At 64.7% G+C, this 17778-nt stretch carries 17 protein-coding genes; 7 read left to right on the top strand and 10 right to left on the bottom strand.

What is annotated here, in order from left to right:
• Window positions 1-36: 36 nt before the first annotated feature.
• Complete coding sequence (locus GSQ79_RS00140) at window positions 37-1152, top strand: EAL domain-containing protein (protein ID WP_246725002.1); 1116 nt, start codon at window positions 37-39, stop codon at window positions 1150-1152.
• Window positions 1153-1166: 14 nt separating this feature from the next.
• On the opposite strand, the gene GSQ79_RS00135 is transcribed toward GSQ79_RS00140, so the two are convergent.
• From GSQ79_RS00135 to GSQ79_RS00110, 6 genes are all read right to left on the bottom strand, one after another.
• Window positions 1167-3128, bottom strand: coding sequence for a PAS domain S-box protein (locus tag GSQ79_RS00135; RefSeq protein WP_158806710.1), 1962 nt, complete (start codon window positions 3126-3128; stop codon window positions 1167-1169).
• Between the two features lie 105 nt (window positions 3129-3233).
• Window positions 3234-4523 carry an NAD(P)/FAD-dependent oxidoreductase gene (locus GSQ79_RS00130; protein ID WP_158806709.1) on the bottom strand — a complete coding sequence of 430 codons (1290 nt, stop codon included), beginning with the start codon at window positions 4521-4523 and terminating at the stop codon, window positions 3234-3236.
• Between the two features lie 39 nt (window positions 4524-4562).
• The gene (locus GSQ79_RS00125) at window positions 4563-6224 is read right to left on the bottom strand and encodes a cisplatin damage response ATP-dependent DNA ligase (protein WP_158806708.1); all 1662 of its coding nucleotides are present in this window, start codon (window positions 6222-6224) and stop codon (window positions 4563-4565) included.
• Window positions 6221-7249: a ligase-associated DNA damage response exonuclease gene (locus GSQ79_RS00120; protein ID WP_158806707.1), complete on the bottom strand. Its 1029-nt coding sequence runs from the start codon at window positions 7247-7249 to the stop codon at window positions 6221-6223. The genes GSQ79_RS00125 and GSQ79_RS00120 overlap by 4 nt, the downstream gene beginning before the upstream one ends.
• A gap of 37 nt (window positions 7250-7286) precedes the next feature.
• Window positions 7287-7589: a hypothetical protein gene (locus GSQ79_RS00115; protein WP_158806706.1), complete on the bottom strand. Its 303-nt coding sequence runs from the start codon at window positions 7587-7589 to the stop codon at window positions 7287-7289.
• 184 nt (window positions 7590-7773) lie between these two features.
• Window positions 7774-8139, bottom strand: coding sequence for a hypothetical protein (locus GSQ79_RS00110; protein ID WP_210252967.1), 366 nt, complete (start codon window positions 8137-8139; stop codon window positions 7774-7776).
• 187 nt (window positions 8140-8326) lie between these two features.
• On the opposite strand from GSQ79_RS00110, the gene GSQ79_RS00105 reads away from it, so the two are divergent.
• The 5 genes from GSQ79_RS00105 to pdeM all read left to right on the top strand — a co-directional run bounded on the left by GSQ79_RS00105 (window position 8327) and on the right by pdeM (window position 13456).
• The gene (locus GSQ79_RS00105) at window positions 8327-9253 is read left to right on the top strand and encodes a class I SAM-dependent methyltransferase (protein WP_158806705.1); all 927 of its coding nucleotides are present in this window, start codon (window positions 8327-8329) and stop codon (window positions 9251-9253) included.
• Window positions 9254-9278: 25 nt separating this feature from the next.
• A complete protein-coding gene (locus GSQ79_RS00100; protein WP_246725001.1) occupies window positions 9279-11816 on the top strand; it encodes a ligase-associated DNA damage response DEXH box helicase in 2538 nt (845 codons plus the stop codon).
• 57 nt (window positions 11817-11873) lie between these two features.
• Entirely contained in the window at window positions 11874-12137 is a 264-nt protein-coding gene (locus tag GSQ79_RS00095) for a hypothetical protein (RefSeq protein WP_158806703.1), read from the top strand.
• Entirely contained in the window at window positions 12134-12445 is a 312-nt protein-coding gene (locus GSQ79_RS00090; protein ID WP_158806702.1) for a type II toxin-antitoxin system RelE/ParE family toxin, read from the top strand. The genes GSQ79_RS00095 and GSQ79_RS00090 overlap by 4 nt, the downstream gene beginning before the upstream one ends.
• A 282-nt stretch (window positions 12446-12727) precedes the next feature.
• Complete coding sequence (gene pdeM / locus GSQ79_RS00085; RefSeq protein ID WP_158806701.1) at window positions 12728-13456, top strand: ligase-associated DNA damage response endonuclease PdeM; 729 nt, start codon at window positions 12728-12730, stop codon at window positions 13454-13456.
• Here the strand turns inward: pdeM and GSQ79_RS00080 are convergent, their stop codons facing one another.
• Together GSQ79_RS00080 and GSQ79_RS00075 are read right to left on the bottom strand one after the other, a co-directional pair.
• The gene (locus tag GSQ79_RS00080) at window positions 13457-14203 is read right to left on the bottom strand and encodes an Imm52 family immunity protein (protein WP_158806700.1); all 747 of its coding nucleotides are present in this window, start codon (window positions 14201-14203) and stop codon (window positions 13457-13459) included.
• On the bottom strand, window positions 14121-14591 hold the full coding sequence (locus GSQ79_RS00075) for a hypothetical protein (protein ID WP_158806699.1): 471 nt from the start codon (window positions 14589-14591) through the stop codon (window positions 14121-14123). The genes GSQ79_RS00080 and GSQ79_RS00075 overlap by 83 nt, the downstream gene beginning before the upstream one ends.
• 1326 nt (window positions 14592-15917) lie before the next feature.
• Between GSQ79_RS00075 and GSQ79_RS00070 the strand changes: the two genes are divergently transcribed.
• Window positions 15918-16082, top strand: coding sequence for a hypothetical protein (locus tag GSQ79_RS00070; RefSeq protein ID WP_158806698.1), 165 nt, complete (start codon window positions 15918-15920; stop codon window positions 16080-16082).
• A gap of 13 nt (window positions 16083-16095) precedes the next feature.
• Here the strand turns inward: GSQ79_RS00070 and GSQ79_RS00065 are convergent, their stop codons facing one another.
• Window positions 16096-16407: an ATPase inhibitor subunit zeta gene (locus tag GSQ79_RS00065; protein ID WP_158806697.1), complete on the bottom strand. Its 312-nt coding sequence runs from the start codon at window positions 16405-16407 to the stop codon at window positions 16096-16098.
• A 103-nt stretch (window positions 16408-16510) separates the two neighbouring features.
• Entirely contained in the window at window positions 16511-17770 is a 1260-nt protein-coding gene (locus GSQ79_RS00060) for a glycerate kinase (RefSeq protein WP_158806696.1), read from the bottom strand.
• Window positions 17771-17778 lie beyond the last annotated feature (8 nt).

The following is a 17778-nucleotide window of genomic DNA, read 5'->3' as shown; positions in this document are numbered from 1 at the left end:
AGCCAGCAAGGTCAGTCTATGATCGGATTTCCATTTATGAATAAAGCGATGGCTCGTTACGAGGGGTATGCACCATTCGTTCGAGCCGAGTCGATCGTGCCCGTGTTCCAGCCCATCGAAAGTTTGAAGACAGGCCAGATCGTCGGATTCGAGGCGTTAGCCAGGCTGAGGATCGGGGATGCCGTGCTTCTGCCCGAGCAGTTCATTCCCGGCCTTGAGCAGGCGGACCTCCTACGTTTGTTTTGCGACATGCTCGGCAAGGCCATCGGCTTCCTCGGTGTCTTTACCCCGCAGCACCCGGGCCTCTACGTTTCGGTTAACGTCGAGACCTCGTTGCTCCTGATCGACGGGTTCTTCGACGCGTTGCAATGCACGCTCGATCAGCATGGCCATCCCGGCGGCAATCTCGTGATCGAATTGCTGGAAGGCGATGAGATCGTCGATTTCACTCGCATGCATCAATGCCTGAGCCGGATCCGCAGCCTCGGGCTCGCCATCGCGCTTGACGATATCGGGAGTGCCTATTCCTCGCTGATCAACCTGCGCGATCTGCCGATCGATATCATCAAGCTGGATCAATCCTTCGCCCGTGGGCTGAGCGAGCGCCCGGAGGATCTGCATTTCGTCCTGAGCTTCCTGTCCCTGGCGCGCGGGCTCGGCAAACGGCTGATCGTGGAAGGCGTGGAGACGGCGGAAATTCATGACGCTCTTCGCGTGCTGGGCGTCGAGCAGGCGCAGGGCTACGCCATCGCCCGCCCCCTGCCGCTCGAGGCCGTCGCGGACTGGTTTGCCGCACGCCCGACGGAAACCCTGGATCGCACGCCGTGCACGATGCTCGGCGCCTATGCCGGTCATCTCCTCGTGGTGGAAACCTGTCGGGTGCTGATGAACCAGCCCCTGCAGATCGCCTGGAAGGAGGAATCGAAAGACCCGCATTCCTGCGCGATCGGCATCTACTTCGATCGGAACGGGCTGCACGAGACCGACTATGGGCAAGCCCACAAACGCTTCCACGATGTGATGGCGTGCTACGAAACCGACATGCCGCTTTGGCAGACCGGCGCCGACGATTTCAGAAATGCCCTGCAACGCGCAATTTCTGCGGAATCGAAGGCGGCGTTTCGTTGCGAAGTCTGCGTGCCTGCGGCTTAAGCTGAAGGCGTCTTTTACGCGTGGATCTGCTGGATCCGCTTCATCGGCGCCTTGAAGTCGAGAATCAGTCCGCCCGGGGCATAGTCCATCGTCACCTTGCCGAAGCTTGACAGGCTGTGGGTGATCAGGCGCGATCCGAAGCCGGTTTTCGCGGGCGCGACGACGGGCGGGCCGCCGGTTTCCCGCCAGCGCAGGAAGAGATGCGGTTCGCCCGCCTCGATCTCCTGCGTCCAGATGATGTCCACGCGTCCGTCCGGATCCGACAGCGCGCCATATTTCACCGCGTTCGTTCCGAGTTCGTGCAGCACCAGCGCGATCGACAGCGCGGCCTGAGGCCCGAGGCGAAGATCGGGGCCGCTCACAACCACCTGCTTGTCGGTATCGTGCAGTCGCATCGCGCCGGCCACGAGGCTCGTCATATCGGCAGCGGCCCACTGATGCTGCATCAGCACGTCATGGGCGCTGGCGAGCGCGTTGATCCGCGAGAGCAGGGCCTCGCTCGCGTCGTCCATCGTCTTGGCGTTGCGCAGCGTCTGTCGCGCGATAGAGACGACGACCGCCAGAATGTTCTTCACCCGGTGCGACAGCTCGCCCATTAGGAAGCGCTGCTGCGCTTCGGCCCTCTTGCGCAGATCGATGTCGGTGATCGCCACGACGGCGCCCGTCCTGACGCCGGCCTCGTCCTGGATCGAGGCCGCCTCGAAGCGCACCCAGCCGCGGGTCGCGTCGCCCTTCTGATAGTCGACCTCGAGGGAGGATCGCGCTTCGCCGTCGCGCAGGACCTGCCCGAGAGGATAGTCGTCTCTTTGGACTTGGCGGCCATCCTCATGGAACGCCACCCAGCGGTTGCCGCTGACATCGCCGAACTCGCGCGTCGCCGTATGCTTCAGGATTTCGGCGACCCGCTGGTTGCCTTCGATGATCCGGCCGCCGCGGTCCGCGATAAGGACGCCGATCGGGATCGTGTCGAGGATCGTCTGCAGCCGGTGCGCACTGGCCGCAATGCTCAGCTCGGCCTCTTTGGCCTCGGTGATGTCGCGAGAGACGACAAGGAGTTGCCCCTGCGGGGCCGCGATCCGCGTCACGACGACGTCCCACCAGCGCAAAGTTCCTTTGGTGGTGGGGCAGCGCGCCTGGAAACGACCGCTGTCGCCGCGTTCGGCGGCCGCGATCGCCTGGTCCACGAGGTTCCTGTCGTCGCTCCAGAAATCGATCCAGGGGCGGCCCTGCAATTCTTCGATCGACGTCGCCTCGAGGAGCACCAGACCATTTTCGTTGATGGCGGTGACACGGCCATCGGCGTCCAGAACCTTGATGCAGTCGCGGCTGGCCGCGAGGATCGATCGCGTGAAGGCCTCGCTGTCGCGCAGCTGCTCCTCGGCCAGGCGGGGTTCGGTCTGATCGCGCAGGATCTTCAGAAATCCCAGCGACGTGCCGTCATCGGCGCGCAGCGGCATCATGGTTCCGACGGCGTAAAAACGCTCGCCGCTTTTGCGGACGTGCCAGCGTTCGTCGTTGGCGCGATCGGCGACCAAAGCCTTGGTCATCTCCGTCTCCGGAATGCCGACGGCCCGATCCTCCGGCGTGAAGATGGCCCGGACATGCTCGCCGACGATCTCGTCCGCAGTCCACCCGAGGATGCGGGCGGCGCCCTCGTTCCAGGTCGTGACCCGACCGGACAGGTCCGTGACGATGATGGCAAAATCGATCGCGCTTTGGAGGATCGTCTCGAAGCGGTCGAGTTCGGCTTCGGATGTCGCGAGCTTCGCCTGGCCGAACGAGAGGGCAAGACGGTAATTGCCGGTCGTGCGGACGGATTCCTGCGTCAGCCGGGCGTTGGCCTGCCGCAGGCTCTCGACCTCGGCGCGAGCGTCATCGAGCCCGCCGCGAATACAAGGCGCCGATGCCGCATCCGGGTCGATGCCGGCTTGTGCCAGCAGGGCGCGAAGGCGCGCGACTTCAGGATCGTGTTCCACGGCTCGATTCATCAGGCTGGACTATATCTTCGTGGAACGTCGCAAGCGACGCAGGGTCAACGGATCCAGAAGGCCGATCTATAGGACACGATTTACTGCAGAAGACTAGACGTCTCCGCGAACCTGGTCCCGCCGCAAGGTCTCATGTCTTTCTACGTATGAGCCAAGACTTTGCCCGGCGGCAAGACCCGATTCAAAGGCGCCATGCGCGGTCGAGAAGAAATGCGGGGATGTGGCCTCGCCAGCGAACAGGATCCGGTCGTCGACAGGCGTCGCAAGCACCGCCCGGGCCGCCGCCTGGCCGGGCAGGGCGTGGGAGTAGGAGCCGAGGGCGAACGGGTCGCGCGCCCATCCGGTCGCCAGGATCGGCGTCAGGCGACGACGGATGTCGTTGCCGAGAACGCCGGCGATCTCGTCGAGCGCGGCCTCGGCGAACGCCGGCAGGCCGCGTTGTTCCAGCGCACGCGCATAGTCGCCGCCGAAATAGCCTTCGATCATCGGGCGGCCGCGCGGCCGCGACGTGTAGGAGCCGGCGTCGGTGCGACCGGTCGCGCCGATCAGCCGCGTGTCCGGCGCAAAATCTTCCGGCCGATCCAGGGCTAAAAACAACTTGTCGGCGACGCCCAACGGCAGCGCGGCGGCGGCGGCGAGATGATCGTCAAGCGCGGGGGTGAAGGTGATGGCGCCGGAGGCCAGCACCGTCGTCGGCACGGTGACGATGACGCCATTCGTCTCGACCCGGCCGTCGCTGGTCTCGAGCCGGATCGTCGGACCGGTGGCGTCGACGGCGCTGACCACGCAACCCAGTTTGATCGGCAGGTCGGCGCCGAGCGCGGCAATGAACGCGCCATAGCCGCCGGTCACCCGCCAATCGACCTCGGTATCGCGATAACGGGCGTAATCGATGACCGACACGTGGTTGAGCGGGGCGCCGTTATAGTAGGTCGAGATCGCGTCGATCAGGCTATTCCACCGACCGCCGGGCTCCAGAAATTCGGCGGCGGCGCGGTCCTGACCGGTACGTTCGCCGATCGCGGCAGCATCCGCGAGCTTCGCCTCGAACACAGCCTGAGCCGCCCAGAAAGCCTGCTGATCGGCTGCGGTGAAATCGGCCTGATGCGCCGGACGCCGCCATGGCGCCTCGCTCTTGTCAAGGGCGAACCCGTGGTCCGGCGCCATCGCTGCCAAAATGTTGGCATCGGCCGAGTGCAGCCATTCGCAGCCGAGATCGAGCGGCGCGCTGGTCCCATAGGGGATGCTCCAGGCCCGCCCCCCGATGCGATCGCGGGCCTCAAGAATGACGAAGCCGATGCCGCGCCGCCGCAACTCGCGGCCCGCCGCGATGCCCGCCGCGCCGGCGCCGATGATGACGACGGGATGTGTGAGGAGACTCATCCCGCGCACATGGCCCATGCCGGCGGGAAAGCCAAGGGCCTAGCTGACCCGCAGCAGCGCCTCCAGAGTCTCGATGCGGTCGGCTTCGCGCGCCGGCTTGTCCCAGCGGATGCGCGACACCCGGGGAAAGCGCATCGCCACGCCGGATTTGTGCCGCGTCGAGCGGTTCAGCCCCTCGAAGGCGATTTCGAGGACCAGGCCGCCATCCATCCCGTGCGTCACTTCGCGCACCGGGCCGAAGCGGTTGGTGGTGTTGTTGCGGACGTATTTGTCGAGCTGCGCCAGCTCTTCGTCGGTGAAGCCGAAATACGCCTTGCCGACCGGCACAAGGCCCGTCCCTTCGGCATCGGTGCGCCAGACGCCAAACGTATAATCCGAGTAGAAGGACGAGCGCTTGCCGTGGCCGCGTTGCGCATACATCAGCACCGCATCGACGGTGAACGGATCGCGCTTCCACTTGTACCACAGGCCCTTGGGGCGACCGGGGACATAGATAGACTCCGAACGCTTCAGCATCAGCCCTTCGATGGCCTCGGCATCCGCGCCTGCCCCCGCGCTCCTCGGGTCTTTTCGCGCGCGGGCCAGAAAGTCCCAGTCGGCAAAGGGGACCAGCGGTGAAAGATCGAGCCGCGCGTCCGCCGCCTCCACGACGAACGCTTCGAGCTTTTGCCGGCGCTCGTGAAACGGCAGCGGCCGCTGGTCCTCGCCGTCGAGGGAAAGCAGGTCATAGGCGCGGATATGGGCCGGGTACTCGGTCACGAGCTTCATCGACACGGTGCGGCGGTTTAGGCGCTGCTGCAGGACGCCGAACGGCTGGACCAGGCCCTGGCGCACCACGAGCAGTTCGCCGTCTAGCGAAAAGCGCTGCTGCGGGAAGGTCGCCAGTGTCTCGACGAGATCGGGAAATGCCGGCGACACGTCCTCGCCGGTGCGCGAGTACAGGCGGATGGCCATGCTGCCGTCGGGCTCGAGCCCGCGCGTCGCCTGCACGCGGATGCCGTCCCACTTCCACTCGGCGGTAAAATCGGCCGGGTTGAGGACAGCAAAGTCCTTGTCCTCGATGGCGTGGGCCAGCATTGCCGGATGGAACGGCGCGGGATCGGTGGCGTCGGGCTTGTCCTCGCGGCCCTCGACCCAGGCGAAGAGATCGATGTAGGGCGCGCGCAGACCGTGCCACACTTCCTCGATTTCGTTGGCCGCCTTGCCGCCGAGGTCGCCAACCGCCGTCTTGGCGAGCCGCGCCGAGACACCGACGCGCAGCGAGCCGGTAATCAGCTTGAGCAGCGCCCAGCGGCCGTTCTCGTCCAGCGCGTCGAGCCAGGCGGCAATCAGTTTCGGCAGGTCGAGCTTTCCCGCCGTGTGCAGAGTCGTGACCACCTCGGTCAGGGTCAGCGGCGATTCGTTGGAGCCGGGTTCGTCGACATGCGGCGGCGTCGGCCAGAGCAGCGCCACGGTTTCCGAGAGATCGCCGACGTAGTCGTAGGAGAGGCCGAACAGGTAGGGATCGACGCGGGTGGCGATCAGCGCGCGGATCAGGTTCGGCTTGGCGTGTTGGAACGACAGCGCGCCTGTGAGGGCCGCCAGCGCGTAGCCGCGCTCGGGATCCGGCGTCGAGCGGAAGAAATCGACCATCAGGCGCAGCTTGTTGTTGCGCGAGGGCTCGTAGCTCAGGCGATCGAGCAGCCAGGCGAACTGGTTCACGCCGCCTCGTCCGCCAGCGGTGCTTCTTCCTCGTCGCCATAACCCAGAATATGCAACGGCTCCGCCTCGATGCCGAGGTTGCGCGCCCAATGGACCAGCGCATCCGCCTCGCCGTGGGTGACGAGCAGCTTGGAACAGCCGGTCTCGACGATGGTCGTGCAGAGCGCCTCCCAGTCGGCGTGGTCGGAGATCACTAAGGGCAGCTCAATGCCCTTCTGGCGTGCGCGCGCCCGCACCCGCATCCAGCCCGAGGCAAAGGCGACCACCGGATCGGGAAATTTGCGCGCCCACAGATCCTGCAGTGCACTCGGCGGACAGATGACGATCTCGCCGCCGAGTTTTGGACGCTCCGCCGCGGTTACTTTGCGGATCTCGCCGAGCGGAATGCCGTGCTCTTGGTAGAGCGTCGTGAGCCGCTCCATCGCGCCATGAATGTAGATCGGGCGGTCGTAGCCGGCCTCGCGCAGCAGCGCCATGACGCGCTGCGCCTTGCCGAGCGCATAGGCGCCGACGAGATGCGCCCGCTCGGGAAACAGCGCGCGCGACGCCAGCAATTTCGCGACTTCGAGATCGGTGCGGGAATGGCGGAACACCGGCAGGCCGAAGGTGGCCTCGGTGACGAAGACGTCGCAGGGCACGACTTCGAAGCTGGCGCAGGTCGGATCCGCCTCGCGCTTGTAATCGCCGGAGACGACGATCGTCAGGCCGGGAAAAGCGAGGCGGATCTGGGCCGACCCCAGCACATGGCCGGCAGGATGGAAACTCACCGTCGCATCGCCGAGCAGGACCTGCTCACCGGGCGCAATGGCCTGGCGGGTCGCGCAAAACGCGGCGCCGTAGCGAACCGCCATGATGGCCAAGGTCTCCGGCGTCGCCATGACGAAGCCGTGGCCGGAGCGGGCGTGATCGGAATGGCCGTGGGTGACAAGCGCGCGCGCGACGGGGCGCGTCGGATCGATAAAAAAATCTCCCGACGGGCAATAAAGCCCTTCGGGAGCGAGCGTCAGACATTTGCCCAGATCCATGCCTGTCAATCAGACCTGTTGGATCGAAAATTTGAGGCTACTGGCCGCCGCAAACCATGCCCATGGTCGGGTAGACCTTGCCGTCCGGGCCGGTCATCTTGGTGACGCGAACGCAATCCTCGCCTTCACCCTGGTCGGCGCGGGCCAGCGTGATCGCCGGGCCTGAGCCAAGCGGCACAAGCTTGGTCGCGATCACGGGGACGATGGTGCCGGCGACCGAAGCCTTCGGAGCCAGGGTCATCGGCGCAGCCACGACAACAGCACCGAAACAGGCGAAGGCAGCGGCCGCGATGGAAAGCTTAAGAGCCTGACGCTGAAGACGTTTCTGAGTTGTGACCATAGTATTTGGTCCTCGCCCTGAAGGCGCCGCAGCGGCGCTTGACTGTGGCACCACATCTGTGCCTCGGGTTAAGAACGAACATGCTGGGGAAAGGTTGCGTCTGTGACGCCGTCACGACAAACTTTTAAGATCTAGTTAAAAAAAGACCCCGCCGAAGCGGGGCCTTTTACAGATGTTCTAGACTTTAGTAGCCGTAACCGTAGCCATACGGGCCGTAGGCATAGGCGCGACCATAGTATCCGCAGCCGCCGTAGTAACCACCATAGTATCCGTAGCCGTAAGGACCGCAGGCCCCATAGGCACCAGCAACCGCGAGGCCGGCAAGACCGAGGCCTAGCCCATACCCACGGAAGCCGCGACCGTAGCCGCCACCGAAACGACCGCCGCGGAAGCCGCCACCGTGAAAACCACCGCCATGGAATCCGCCACCATGAAATCCACCGCCGCCGAAGCCGCGGGCGTCCGCCGCGGACGGGACGGATGCCACACCAGCCACGAGGGTCAAAGCAGTCGCGCCCGCAACAAGAGTCTTCTTCAGAACGTTGTTCATCATTGTCTCCTTGTCAAAGCCTGGGTTCATCACGCCAAGCTGTTTCATGACTTGAAACTATCGGCCGGCTGCTGAACTCAAAATGAATATGGGAGCAGTCCATGAGGTTTCACGAACCGCTCCTTTCACAGTAATGCGATTAGCGGGTTCAGGTTTCCTGGATCCGAACAATTTGGATGCCCACTTTATGCTTAGTCCTTCGACGCCCCTTCGCGATGACTATCGCGGGCGCGATCCCCGTGCCGACGGACGCTCGGCCTACGCCCTCGCTGCGGCCGATGACGGGGCGTGGCAGGAAGCCGCGGAGCTGTACCAGCAGGCGATCGATCTGGCGCCGGATTGGACGGCGGCGTGGATGGGGCTCGGCGGCGCCCGCGGCGCGTTGGGCGAAACCGCTGCGGCGATGCTTGCCTATAGGCACGCATTGCTGCTCGATCCCGCCGATCTACATGGTGCGTCGATGCGGCTCGCCGTGCTCGATCCGACCGTCGTGCCGCTGTTTGCGTCCCCGGCCTATGTCGGCGCGCTATTCGACGCCTATGCGCCGCGGTTCGAGGCCCATCTCACGCAGGGCCTGAGCTACCACAGCCCCGCCGATCTCGTGGCGGCGATGGCGGAGGTGGGGCTTTGGCATTTCGCGCACGCCATCGATCTCGGTTGCGGCACGGGCCTCGGCGGCGTCGCTTTGCGGCCGTCGACGGAGGCACTGACCGGCGTCGATCTCTCCAGCGAAATGGTCGCCACGGCGCGCAAAAAGGCGATATACGACCGTCTTGCGGTGGGCGACATCTGCGCTTTTCTTGGCGCGGAGCCCGTTGCCAGCGCCGACCTGGTTTTCGCCGCTGATGTCTTCGTCTACGTGGGCGATCTCGCGGCGATCCTTACCGAAACAGCGCGGGTGCTGCGCCCGGGCGGCACGATGGCCTTCAGCGCGCAACGCTGCGCCGTCGGGATTGCGGTCGGCACGGACATGCGCTTTGCCCACGCCATCAGCTACGTCGACGCCGTTCTCGAAACCTGCGGCTTCGCGCCGCTGGTTCTGCGGGCGCAGAGTGGCCGGCGCGAAAACGACGGCGATGTGCCCGGACTCATCGCTGTCGCCACTCGTCTTTGAGGTCAGGCGTATCCAAATAGACGGGGTGAATGCCCCAGCCGTCCTCCCCGCGCTTCTGCCGCCGCGCTTCCACCAGTGGTTTTCCGCGCGGGGCTGGGAACCGCGGCAGCATCAGCTCGATCTTCTCGCCGCCGCGCAAGCCGGCGAAAATACGTTGCTGATCGCGCCGACCGGCGCCGGCAAGACGCTGGCCGGCTTTCTGCCGAGCCTCATCGACCTGTCGCGCCCGGCCAACCGTTCGCGCCTGCACACGCTCTACATCTCGCCGCTGAAGGCGCTCGCCATCGATGTCGAGCGCACCCTCGGTCGTCCCGTCGCCGACTTGCAGCTGCCGATCCGCATCGAGACGCGCACCGGCGATACCTCGACGTCGAAGCGCAAGCGTCAGCGCGTCAACCCGCCGGACATCCTGCTGACCACGCCGGAACAGCTGGCGCTGCTGCTGGCGGGCCCCGATGCCGAACACCTGTTCGCCGATCTCCGCCGCGTCATTTTCGATGAGCTGCATGCGATCGTGGCCTCGAAGCGCGGTGACTTGCTGGCGCTCGATCTCGCGCGGCTGCGCACCATCGCGCCCATGATGACGACCACCGGCCTGTCCGCCACCGTGCGCGATCCCGCCGAGCTCCGGCGCTGGCTGGTGGCGCAGGACCCGCAGCACGGCCGACGCCCGGAAAGCCGGCTCATCCAGGCGCCCCCCGGCGCCACCGCCGATCTCACCATTCTGGACACCGAGGAGCGCATGCCCTGGGCCGGGCATTCGGCGCGCCACGCCCTCGCCGAGGTCTATGCGCGGATCAAGACGTCGGGGATGACGTTGGTGTTCGTCAACACACGCAGCCAGGCGGAATTCGTGTTCCAGCAGCTGTGGAGCCTGAACGACGACAACCTGCCGATCGCGCTGCACCACGGCTCGCTCGATGCGTCGCAGCGCCGCCGCGTCGAAGAGGCGATGGCGGCGGGCAAGCTGAAAGCCGTGGTCTGCACGTCGACGCTGGATCTCGGCATCGACTGGGGTGCCGTCGATCTCGTCGTCAATATCGGCGCGCCGAAGGGCTCGAGCCGGCTGATGCAGCGGATCGGCCGCGCCAACCATCGGCTCGACGAGCCCTCGCGCGCCATTCTCGTGCCGTCGAACCGCTTCGAGGTGCTGGAATGCCGCGCCGCCGTCGACGCGGCGCTGGAAGGCGCGCAGGATACAGCGCTCGCCCGCGCCGGCGCGCTCGACGTGATGTGCCAGCACATTCTGGGCATGGCCTGCGCGGGGCCGTTCCAGGCGGATGCGCTGTATACGGAAATCGTATCCGCCGAACCCTACGCAAGCGTCGATCGCGAGACCTTCGATCAGGCGCTGGCCTTCGTCGCCCATGGCGGCTACGCGCTCGCCGGCTACGAGCGTTTCGCCAAGATCAAGCAGGCCAAGGATGGCAGCTGGCGCATCGCCAATGGCCGCGTCGCGCAAGCCTACCGGATGAACGTCGGCACCATCGTCGAGGCGTCGTCGCTAAAAGTGCGGCTGGTGCGCGGCGGCGGCGGGCCGAAGGGAAAGGCTAGCGGCGGCGGCAAGTACACCGGGCCGCTGCGCAGCGGCGGCCGCGTGCTCGGCGAGCTGGAGGAAGGGTTTCTGGAAAGCCTGCTGCCGCAGGATACGTTTCTGTTCGGCGGCGAAATTCTGGCGCTTCAGGGCATCGTCGAAAACGAGGCGCTGGTGTCGCGCTCGCCCTCCGATACGCCGCGCGTGCCGAGCTATGCCGGCGGCAAGTTTCCGCTCTCCACCTACCTGGCGTCCCGTGTGCGCCAGCTGCTCGCCACGCCGGAAAGCTGGAAGGACCTGCCGATGCAGGTCGCGGAATGGCTGGAGCTGCAGCAGGAGCGCTCGGCGCTTCCCCCGCCGGGCGATCTGCTGGTCGAAACCTTTCCACGCAGCGGGCGCAATTACCTCGTGTGCTACCCCTTCGAGGGGCGGCTGGCGCATCAGACGCTCGGCATGCTGCTCACCCGCCGCATGGAGCGCGCGCACCTCAAACCGCTCGGCTTCGTCGCCAACGACTATGCGCTCGGCATCTGGTGCGCCACCGACGTCGGCGCGCGCCTCGGCAACGGTCTCGTTTCGCTCGACGAGTTGTTCGCCCAGGACATGCTCGGCGACGACCTCGAAGAGTGGCTGCAGGAATCCGCCTTGATGAAGCGCACGTTCCGCCAATGCGCGATCGTCTCCGGCCTCATCGAGCGCAATTTTCCCGGCAAGGAGAAGAACGCGAGGCAGATCACCATCTCGACGGATCTCGTCTACGACGTGTTGCGCCGCCACGAGCCCGACCACATCCTCTTGAAAGCCGCGCGGCTCGACACGGCGTCCGGCCTGCTGGACCTCGCCCGTCTCGGCGCCATGCTGGCGCGCATCAAGGACCGCATCCTGCACAAGGACCTCGACCGCATCTCGCCGCTCGCCGTGCCGATCATGATGGAAATCGGCCGTGAGCCGATCCACGGCGAAGGGCGGGACACGATTTTGGCCGAAGCGGAGGAGGACATGGTGCGCGAGGCGACGGGGCCGCTGTGAGAATAGCCGGGCGGCGTGCCCTATTGATACGAAGCCCGTCCATGGTATTTAGAACCGATGTCAATCACGCTCAGCCTTGAACAGGAGTCCTGGCTCCAGACCCAGGTGGAGAACGGCGCGTTTCCGTCCGTCGAAGCCGCGGTGCGCCACCTGATCGACGAGAAGATCGCCGAGCACGAAACAGCCGAAAATGATGATCTGGCCTGGGCAAAAATATACGTCGATGAGGCCCGCGCCGCTGTAGCGCTCGGCGAATACGTTTCGCTAGAGGAATACAAGGCACACAATGCGGCGCTGCTCGCGTCGCTTCGGGGTCGATGACGCGGCTCGTCGTCTCGCGCCTAGCGCAATCGGACACGACTTTCATTGTGAGCGGGCTCGCCGCAAAGGCGGGCAACAGTATTGCCGCACGATACGCGGCAGACTTTGAGGCGCTCTACGAGCGATTGCTTGTGCATCCGGAAAGTGGCCCAGTCCGTTTTGCGATCGGACCACGCGTCCGGATCGGTATCGTTTGGCCCTACATCGTCGTCTACGAATACGACGGAATTCGCGATCTCGTGACAATCCTCCGTGTGCTTCATGGACGGCGAAAGATCACAGGAAGGTTTTTGCTCTCCGATGAGTGACACGGCCAATTGCCGCAGCCACCCTGGAAGCTGCCATCGCGACGGCCGAATCAGGCATAAGGTGCGCATCCAAATCGCCGCCCGATCGCAACGAGCCATGAGCGAGGCCAGAATTCTGACGCGACATTGTCTTTCCGGGGCGCCGCAGGCGAGCCCGGAACCCAGGCACACCCAGGCTGCAAGACGCGCCGCAACGGCGACGCTGCGGTCCTATCCGCATCTTAGCCCGCCTGAATTCCAGGCTCGCGCCGCTGGCGCGCCCCGGAAAGACAGCAGGGCCGCATGAACGCGCACGTCAGACCCGCCGACACGGCTCCCAAAGACAAGATCATCCGCCTGCACGGCCACGCCTTTCTCGCCGATTGGTCAGGCGCGCTGTACTGGCCGGACGAGCACATGCTGATCGTCGCCGACCTGCACCTGGAAAAAGGCTCGTCCTATGCGGCGCGGCGCGTGTTTCTGCCGCCCTACGACACGACGGCGACGCTTGCCGCGCTGGCGCTCGTCGTCGCGCGGCTGAACCCGAAGCGGGTGGTTGCGCTCGGCGACAGTTTTCACGACAACGGCGGCGCGGCGCGGTTGCTGCCGCATGACCGCGCGAGCCTGCGGGCGATGCAGGTGGGCCGCGAGTGGCTGTGGCTCGCCGGGAACCACGATCCGAGCCCGCACGGGCTCGACGGCGACCATGGCTGCGAGCACCGCGTGGGGCTGATCTGTTTCCGCCACGAGCCCGGCGAAAGACAGTCCGACGGCGAGATCGCCGGGCATCTGCATCCGGTCGCCCGCGTCGGCGGCCGCGCCGGGGCCGTGCGCCGCCGCTGCTTCGTCTCCGATGGCATCAGGCTGGTGATGCCCGCCTTCGGCGCCTATGCCGGCGGCCTCAATGTGTTGGACGCGGCTTTTGCGCCTCTGTTCGCCGCCGGTGCCTGTCGAGCCCACGTGTTGGGGCGCGACGCCGTCTACACGGTGGCACCGCGTCAGTGCCTAGCCGAGGTTTCGGGATACCGCTAGTCAGGTCGATGCTGTTGGTTTGAACAGCGACCAGTCGTTGATCGGCGTGATCGCCGCCTGCATCGCCTTCGAGACGGCGATGTGGCTGGGGTTGGCGGTGTCGAAAGTTTCGTCGGTTGCCGCCATGAAAAGACTGCCGTCGGGACGCGTCTGCGAGATGGCAGCGGGAGGCGGCTTGATATGCTTTGCGAGATCCTGTGGCACGAGCGCCATCCAGCCCGTAAAGAGGGGCGACGCCTTGCCATCGGGTACGATGAGATCGCGATCCAGCGATCCAGGCGATGCATAGGAAAAGCGCGGGGCAAATGCGTCGGCTAATGCGAAAAGCATCTTCTTGACGACATCGTAACGCGTGAGGCGGGGATCCGGCTCAATATCGGTATCTGTTTGAATCCAAACCCGATTGGCTTTGGGCGCACCGACAAGCATCTCGATATTCATTCGAGTTGGTAACGGACCTTTTGGTTCCGGCATTGTCGAAGCGCCGAAATAGTAACGAGATTGCCCGACGGGATCTCGTACTCCGCCAAGGCGCCCGAACTCATAGATCGTGCGCGCGAGAGACGGTTCATCGAGCGGCACAGGGATTGGCGGCGCTGGAACGATAGCCGTGAAGAAATCACGAAAGAGGGGATCGATCGTGGCCAGCGATTTCATGAGGGCGCTAGTTCGCGCAGCGATGCGCGCCAACGAATCGGTGTTCGGCGGCAGCCAGGCATCGACCGTCATCAGTTTGACCAAGTCCATTTTCTCCGTCTCCCCAAAGAAACAGGCTCTTTCTTGGCCGCTTCGGTACGACAGGTGTCACCGGAGCGAAGTGAAATATGTCGATGTTATCGAGATTCTGAAGAAGAAACTTCAGATCTTCGACTGCGCCAATTTCCGCAACAAGATATACATCTCTGCGACCGCTACCGGAGATCGCATTATTCTGACGGTCTGCTTGATCGAGCACCTCCCATGGGGTCATGGCGAAAAGGCCATTAAGAAGCCAATGATATGTCGGCCCTTTCAACTCGATCATGTCGCCGGCTTTCCATCGCCCCAAAGGGTCATCTGTCCGGGCGCAGTCGTCGAAATACTCGCCGCGGTAAAGAATGGCCTCTCCAAACTGCAATGGGTCGATCTTGTTCACTTCGTTGTGCCCATCGATTGTATATTGCCTAGCGGCTAGAGACTCGTAATGGGGCGTATCGGGAACCGGTTTCGGACACCGCTTCGGGTCGTCGTCGTCCGGATCTGCCTGCCGCGTCGGTGGTCTATTTGGCTGAATCTCGTCTGGTTTCGGAACTGTCCCCGGCATTGGGGTCGGCATGACAGGAGGGATGGGCACAGTCGGAGATCCGGGTGCGGTCCCGAATGGTCCGAGCGGTTCGACTGGGAGTTCCAAGGGAACCGGCATGTCTAGAAACGCAGGCTGTGGCCTCAGGCCTTCTCGGCTGGAATCGAACTCACCACTCGCGTCTCCATTGCCCGCCGGAACATGACGCTGGCCCGGAAACTTTCGAAAGTTCATGTGGGGCGCATGAAAGCCCAGCTCCATCATCAGCGAGTGGGGCGCGAATCCTGCCTGCAGCAAGGTGTCTGCGAGGGAGAGCCGATAAGCATCGTCCTCGCATTCGAGGGGCGGAATGTGCGCGTAGGCAAGGCGAATATGCGCGAGCACCTTTTCACCGCTGCGCCAGTGCCTGCCGCGGCTTTGAGATGCGGAACCAGCTCCGTCGGCGCACGGACACGCGTCGCGACGGCCAAAAGGGCGAACAGACGATCATGGTCTTCGTCACGGTCGAGAAAGGTGCGACCGCTTTCGCTGGTGCGCATCCGCGCAAGCACTGTTCCCGCACCGAGCATCAGGCCCGCATCGCTTATCGCTGCAGAAGGAAAGTATGGCATCGTCGCTGCGTGGCGACGCCAGATTTGGTGGGGGTCTTGAGTCACCGCTCCGAGCCTCTTTAAACAAGGCCTAAATCAGATGCGGATTATGCGCGCTTCAACGATCGCCGCCTAGATCCGGCCCAAAGGCGAGATCGGACATCGGTGCGCTTCGACAATGTCGTCTTTCACAATCTGCTTTTTTTGAAAAGCACCACTGCGGATCGAACCAACTTAAGGATCGAGGCAATCTGCTCGCGGAAAATCAGTTCGGTGACTAGTTTGCTAGCAATCTAATCGAGCCGGAAGCCGCCTTTATAGGGGCTTACTACGGTTTGTCCAAAAAAGCACGATGGAGGATGCAGCGGGAGCTATGCCTGACTGATGCAGCTCGAACGCCATCCTCCATCGCAGCCAACCTGGAGTGCCGCTCCGTCGCAGCGCGGTTTCAGCGCGACGTTTATTGCGGCCCCTGCATGGGTGGATCCATCGTGAACCTCCCTCTCTGCCTGTCGGCGGATTTTTGGCACTGCCTGGAAGCAGCACCTCATGCTTTGCCGATCCGAGCCTGCTGTCAACGTGTTTTGCTATGTCGTTTCAGCATGCGCTGACCGTGGTCGATGCGCTTTCGTCACACACCGCACAACGGCGTCCGTACGAGACGGATTGGTGCAAAACGTTTGCTTACCGACTTCGCCATATGCAGCTGATCGCGCCGCGCCTTGCCGAACGCAATGGCTTTGCGGAACGATGAGGGGACAAAACCCCTATAGTATCGGGGTCGATGCGGCACCCTGGGCGAAGACGGCGATGGCCGCGCCGTGCGACACGCGGCGGCCGTCCGCCTGCACGTCGGCGCAGACGCGAGCGACCAGCGTGTCGTCGCTGGCGCCCTTGATCATCGCGACGATAAGATCCTGCTCATAGATCGTTGCCGCCTCGTCGTCGTGGCCCATTGCCCGCGAGGCCCAGGCGGCGAGCGCCTGCAGGCCGCGGCGGCGGCCGAGAAATAGGCGTTCTTCCGCCTGGACGAAAATGGTTTCCGCGGCGCGCTCGCGCTCTTCGAAAAGCCGTGTCATCGCGAGTCTCCTCTCGAGTCGCCGCGCCATCAGGCGCGTGACTCACAGAGGTAGGCTTCGGACACGCCGATGCCAATCCGGCTTTGGGCGTGCGCCAGCGCGCTTACAGGATCAGAATTGCCCTAAAATCGTTGACGTTGGTCAGCGTTGGGCCCGTCACCACGCTGTCGCCGATTGCCTGAAAAAAGCCGTGGCCGTCGTTGGCGGCAAGGCTTTCCGCCGGATTGATGCCCTTCGCCCAGGCCTTGGCGATCGTTTCCGGCCCAACATAGGCGCCGGCAATTTCTTCCGCGCCGTCGACGCCGTCGGTGTCGCCCGCCAGCGCGTGAATCTTTAGGTTGCCCTGCAGCGCAACCGCGAGCGCCAGCAGAAACTCGACGTTGCGGCCGCCGCGGCCGTTGCCGCGGACGGTGACCGTGCTCTCGCCGCCCGACAGCAGCACGCAGGGCGTGGCGAAGGGCTGGCCGCGGGTGGCGACCTGGCGGGCGATGCCGGCCATCACCACGCCCATGTCGCGCGACTCGCCCTCCAGGCTGTCACCGAGAATGTAGGGCGTGATCCCGTTTTTCCGCGCGAGATCTGCGGCGGCTTCGAGCGAGGCCTGCGGCGCCGCGATCAGATGGAATTCATAAGGGGGCAGGCTGGCGTCGCCCGGCTTCGGCGTCTCGCCGGCGCCGGAGGTCAGCACCGTCCGCACGGCGTCGGGAATCTCGATCGCGAATTTGGCAATGATGGCGAGCGCGTCGGCGCAGCTGGTCGCGTCCGGCACGGTCGGGCCCGACGCGATGTCGCCCGGCGCGTCGCCCGGCACGTCGGAGATCGAGAGAGTGACCACTTTCGCCGGCGCGCAGGCGGCAAGCAGCCGCCCGCCCTTGATGCCGGAGAGATGACGGCGCACGCAGTTCATCTCGGTGATGGTGGCGCCGCTCTTCAGCAGCGCCTTGTTGACTGCTTGCTTGTCGGCGAGCGTCAGCGGTGGGAACGGCATCGGCAGCAGCGACGAGCCGCCGCCCGAAATCAACGCGATGACGAGGTCATCGGCGGTGAGACCCTTCACCAGCTCGAGCATCCGCACGGCGGCGTCGGCGCCGGCCTGGTCCGGCACCGGATGGCTCGCTTCGACGATTTCGATATGCTGGGTTTCAGCGCCGTGCCCGTAGCGGGTGACAACCAGGCCCGAAAGCGGGCCGCCGGCCCAGTGCGCCTCGAGCGCCCGCGCCATCTCGGCGGAGGCCTTGCCCGCGCCGATCACCAGCGTGCGGCCCTTCGGCGGCGACGGCAACAGCGGGGCAATCGTTTTCATGGGATCGGCGGCGGCGACCGCCGCGTCGAAGAGGGCGCGGAGAAACGTTTTCGGATCCAAGGGGTGCT

This window comes from Beijerinckia sp. L45 (assembly GCF_009765775.1).
GTDB lineage: Bacteria > Pseudomonadota > Alphaproteobacteria > Rhizobiales > Beijerinckiaceae > RH-AL1.
The sequence above is the reverse complement of the archived record's forward strand: the minus strand, read 5'-3'. Positions and strand labels throughout refer to the sequence as shown.

Bases quoted from the DNA above. Each gene is read 5' to 3' on its own strand.
- GSQ79_RS00105 (WP_158806705.1), top strand. From the start codon at position 8,327: ATGCTTAGTCCTTCGACGCCCCTTCGCGATGACTATCGCGGGCGCGAT.
- GSQ79_RS00130 (WP_158806709.1), bottom strand. From the start codon at position 4,523: ATGAGTCTCCTCACACATCCCGTCGTCATCATCGGCGCCGGCGCGGCG.
- GSQ79_RS00070 (WP_158806698.1), top strand. From the start codon at position 15,918: ATGTCGTTTCAGCATGCGCTGACCGTGGTCGATGCGCTTTCGTCACAC.
- GSQ79_RS00115 (WP_158806706.1), bottom strand. From the start codon at position 7,589: ATGGTCACAACTCAGAAACGTCTTCAGCGTCAGGCTCTTAAGCTTTCC.
- GSQ79_RS00120 (WP_158806707.1), bottom strand. From the start codon at position 7,249: ATGGATCTGGGCAAATGTCTGACGCTCGCTCCCGAAGGGCTTTATTGC.
- GSQ79_RS00090 (WP_158806702.1), top strand. From the start codon at position 12,134: ATGACGCGGCTCGTCGTCTCGCGCCTAGCGCAATCGGACACGACTTTC.
- GSQ79_RS00140 (WP_246725002.1), top strand. From the start codon at position 37: ATGAATAAAGCGATGGCTCGTTACGAGGGGTATGCACCATTCGTTCGA.
- GSQ79_RS00095 (WP_158806703.1), top strand. From the start codon at position 11,874: ATGTCAATCACGCTCAGCCTTGAACAGGAGTCCTGGCTCCAGACCCAG.
- GSQ79_RS00080 (WP_158806700.1), bottom strand. From the start codon at position 14,203: ATGGACTTGGTCAAACTGATGACGGTCGATGCCTGGCTGCCGCCGAAC.
- GSQ79_RS00110 (WP_210252967.1), bottom strand. From the start codon at position 8,139: ATGAACAACGTTCTGAAGAAGACTCTTGTTGCGGGCGCGACTGCTTTG.
- GSQ79_RS00065 (WP_158806697.1), bottom strand. From the start codon at position 16,407: ATGACACGGCTTTTCGAAGAGCGCGAGCGCGCCGCGGAAACCATTTTC.
- pdeM (WP_158806701.1), top strand. From the start codon at position 12,728: ATGAACGCGCACGTCAGACCCGCCGACACGGCTCCCAAAGACAAGATC.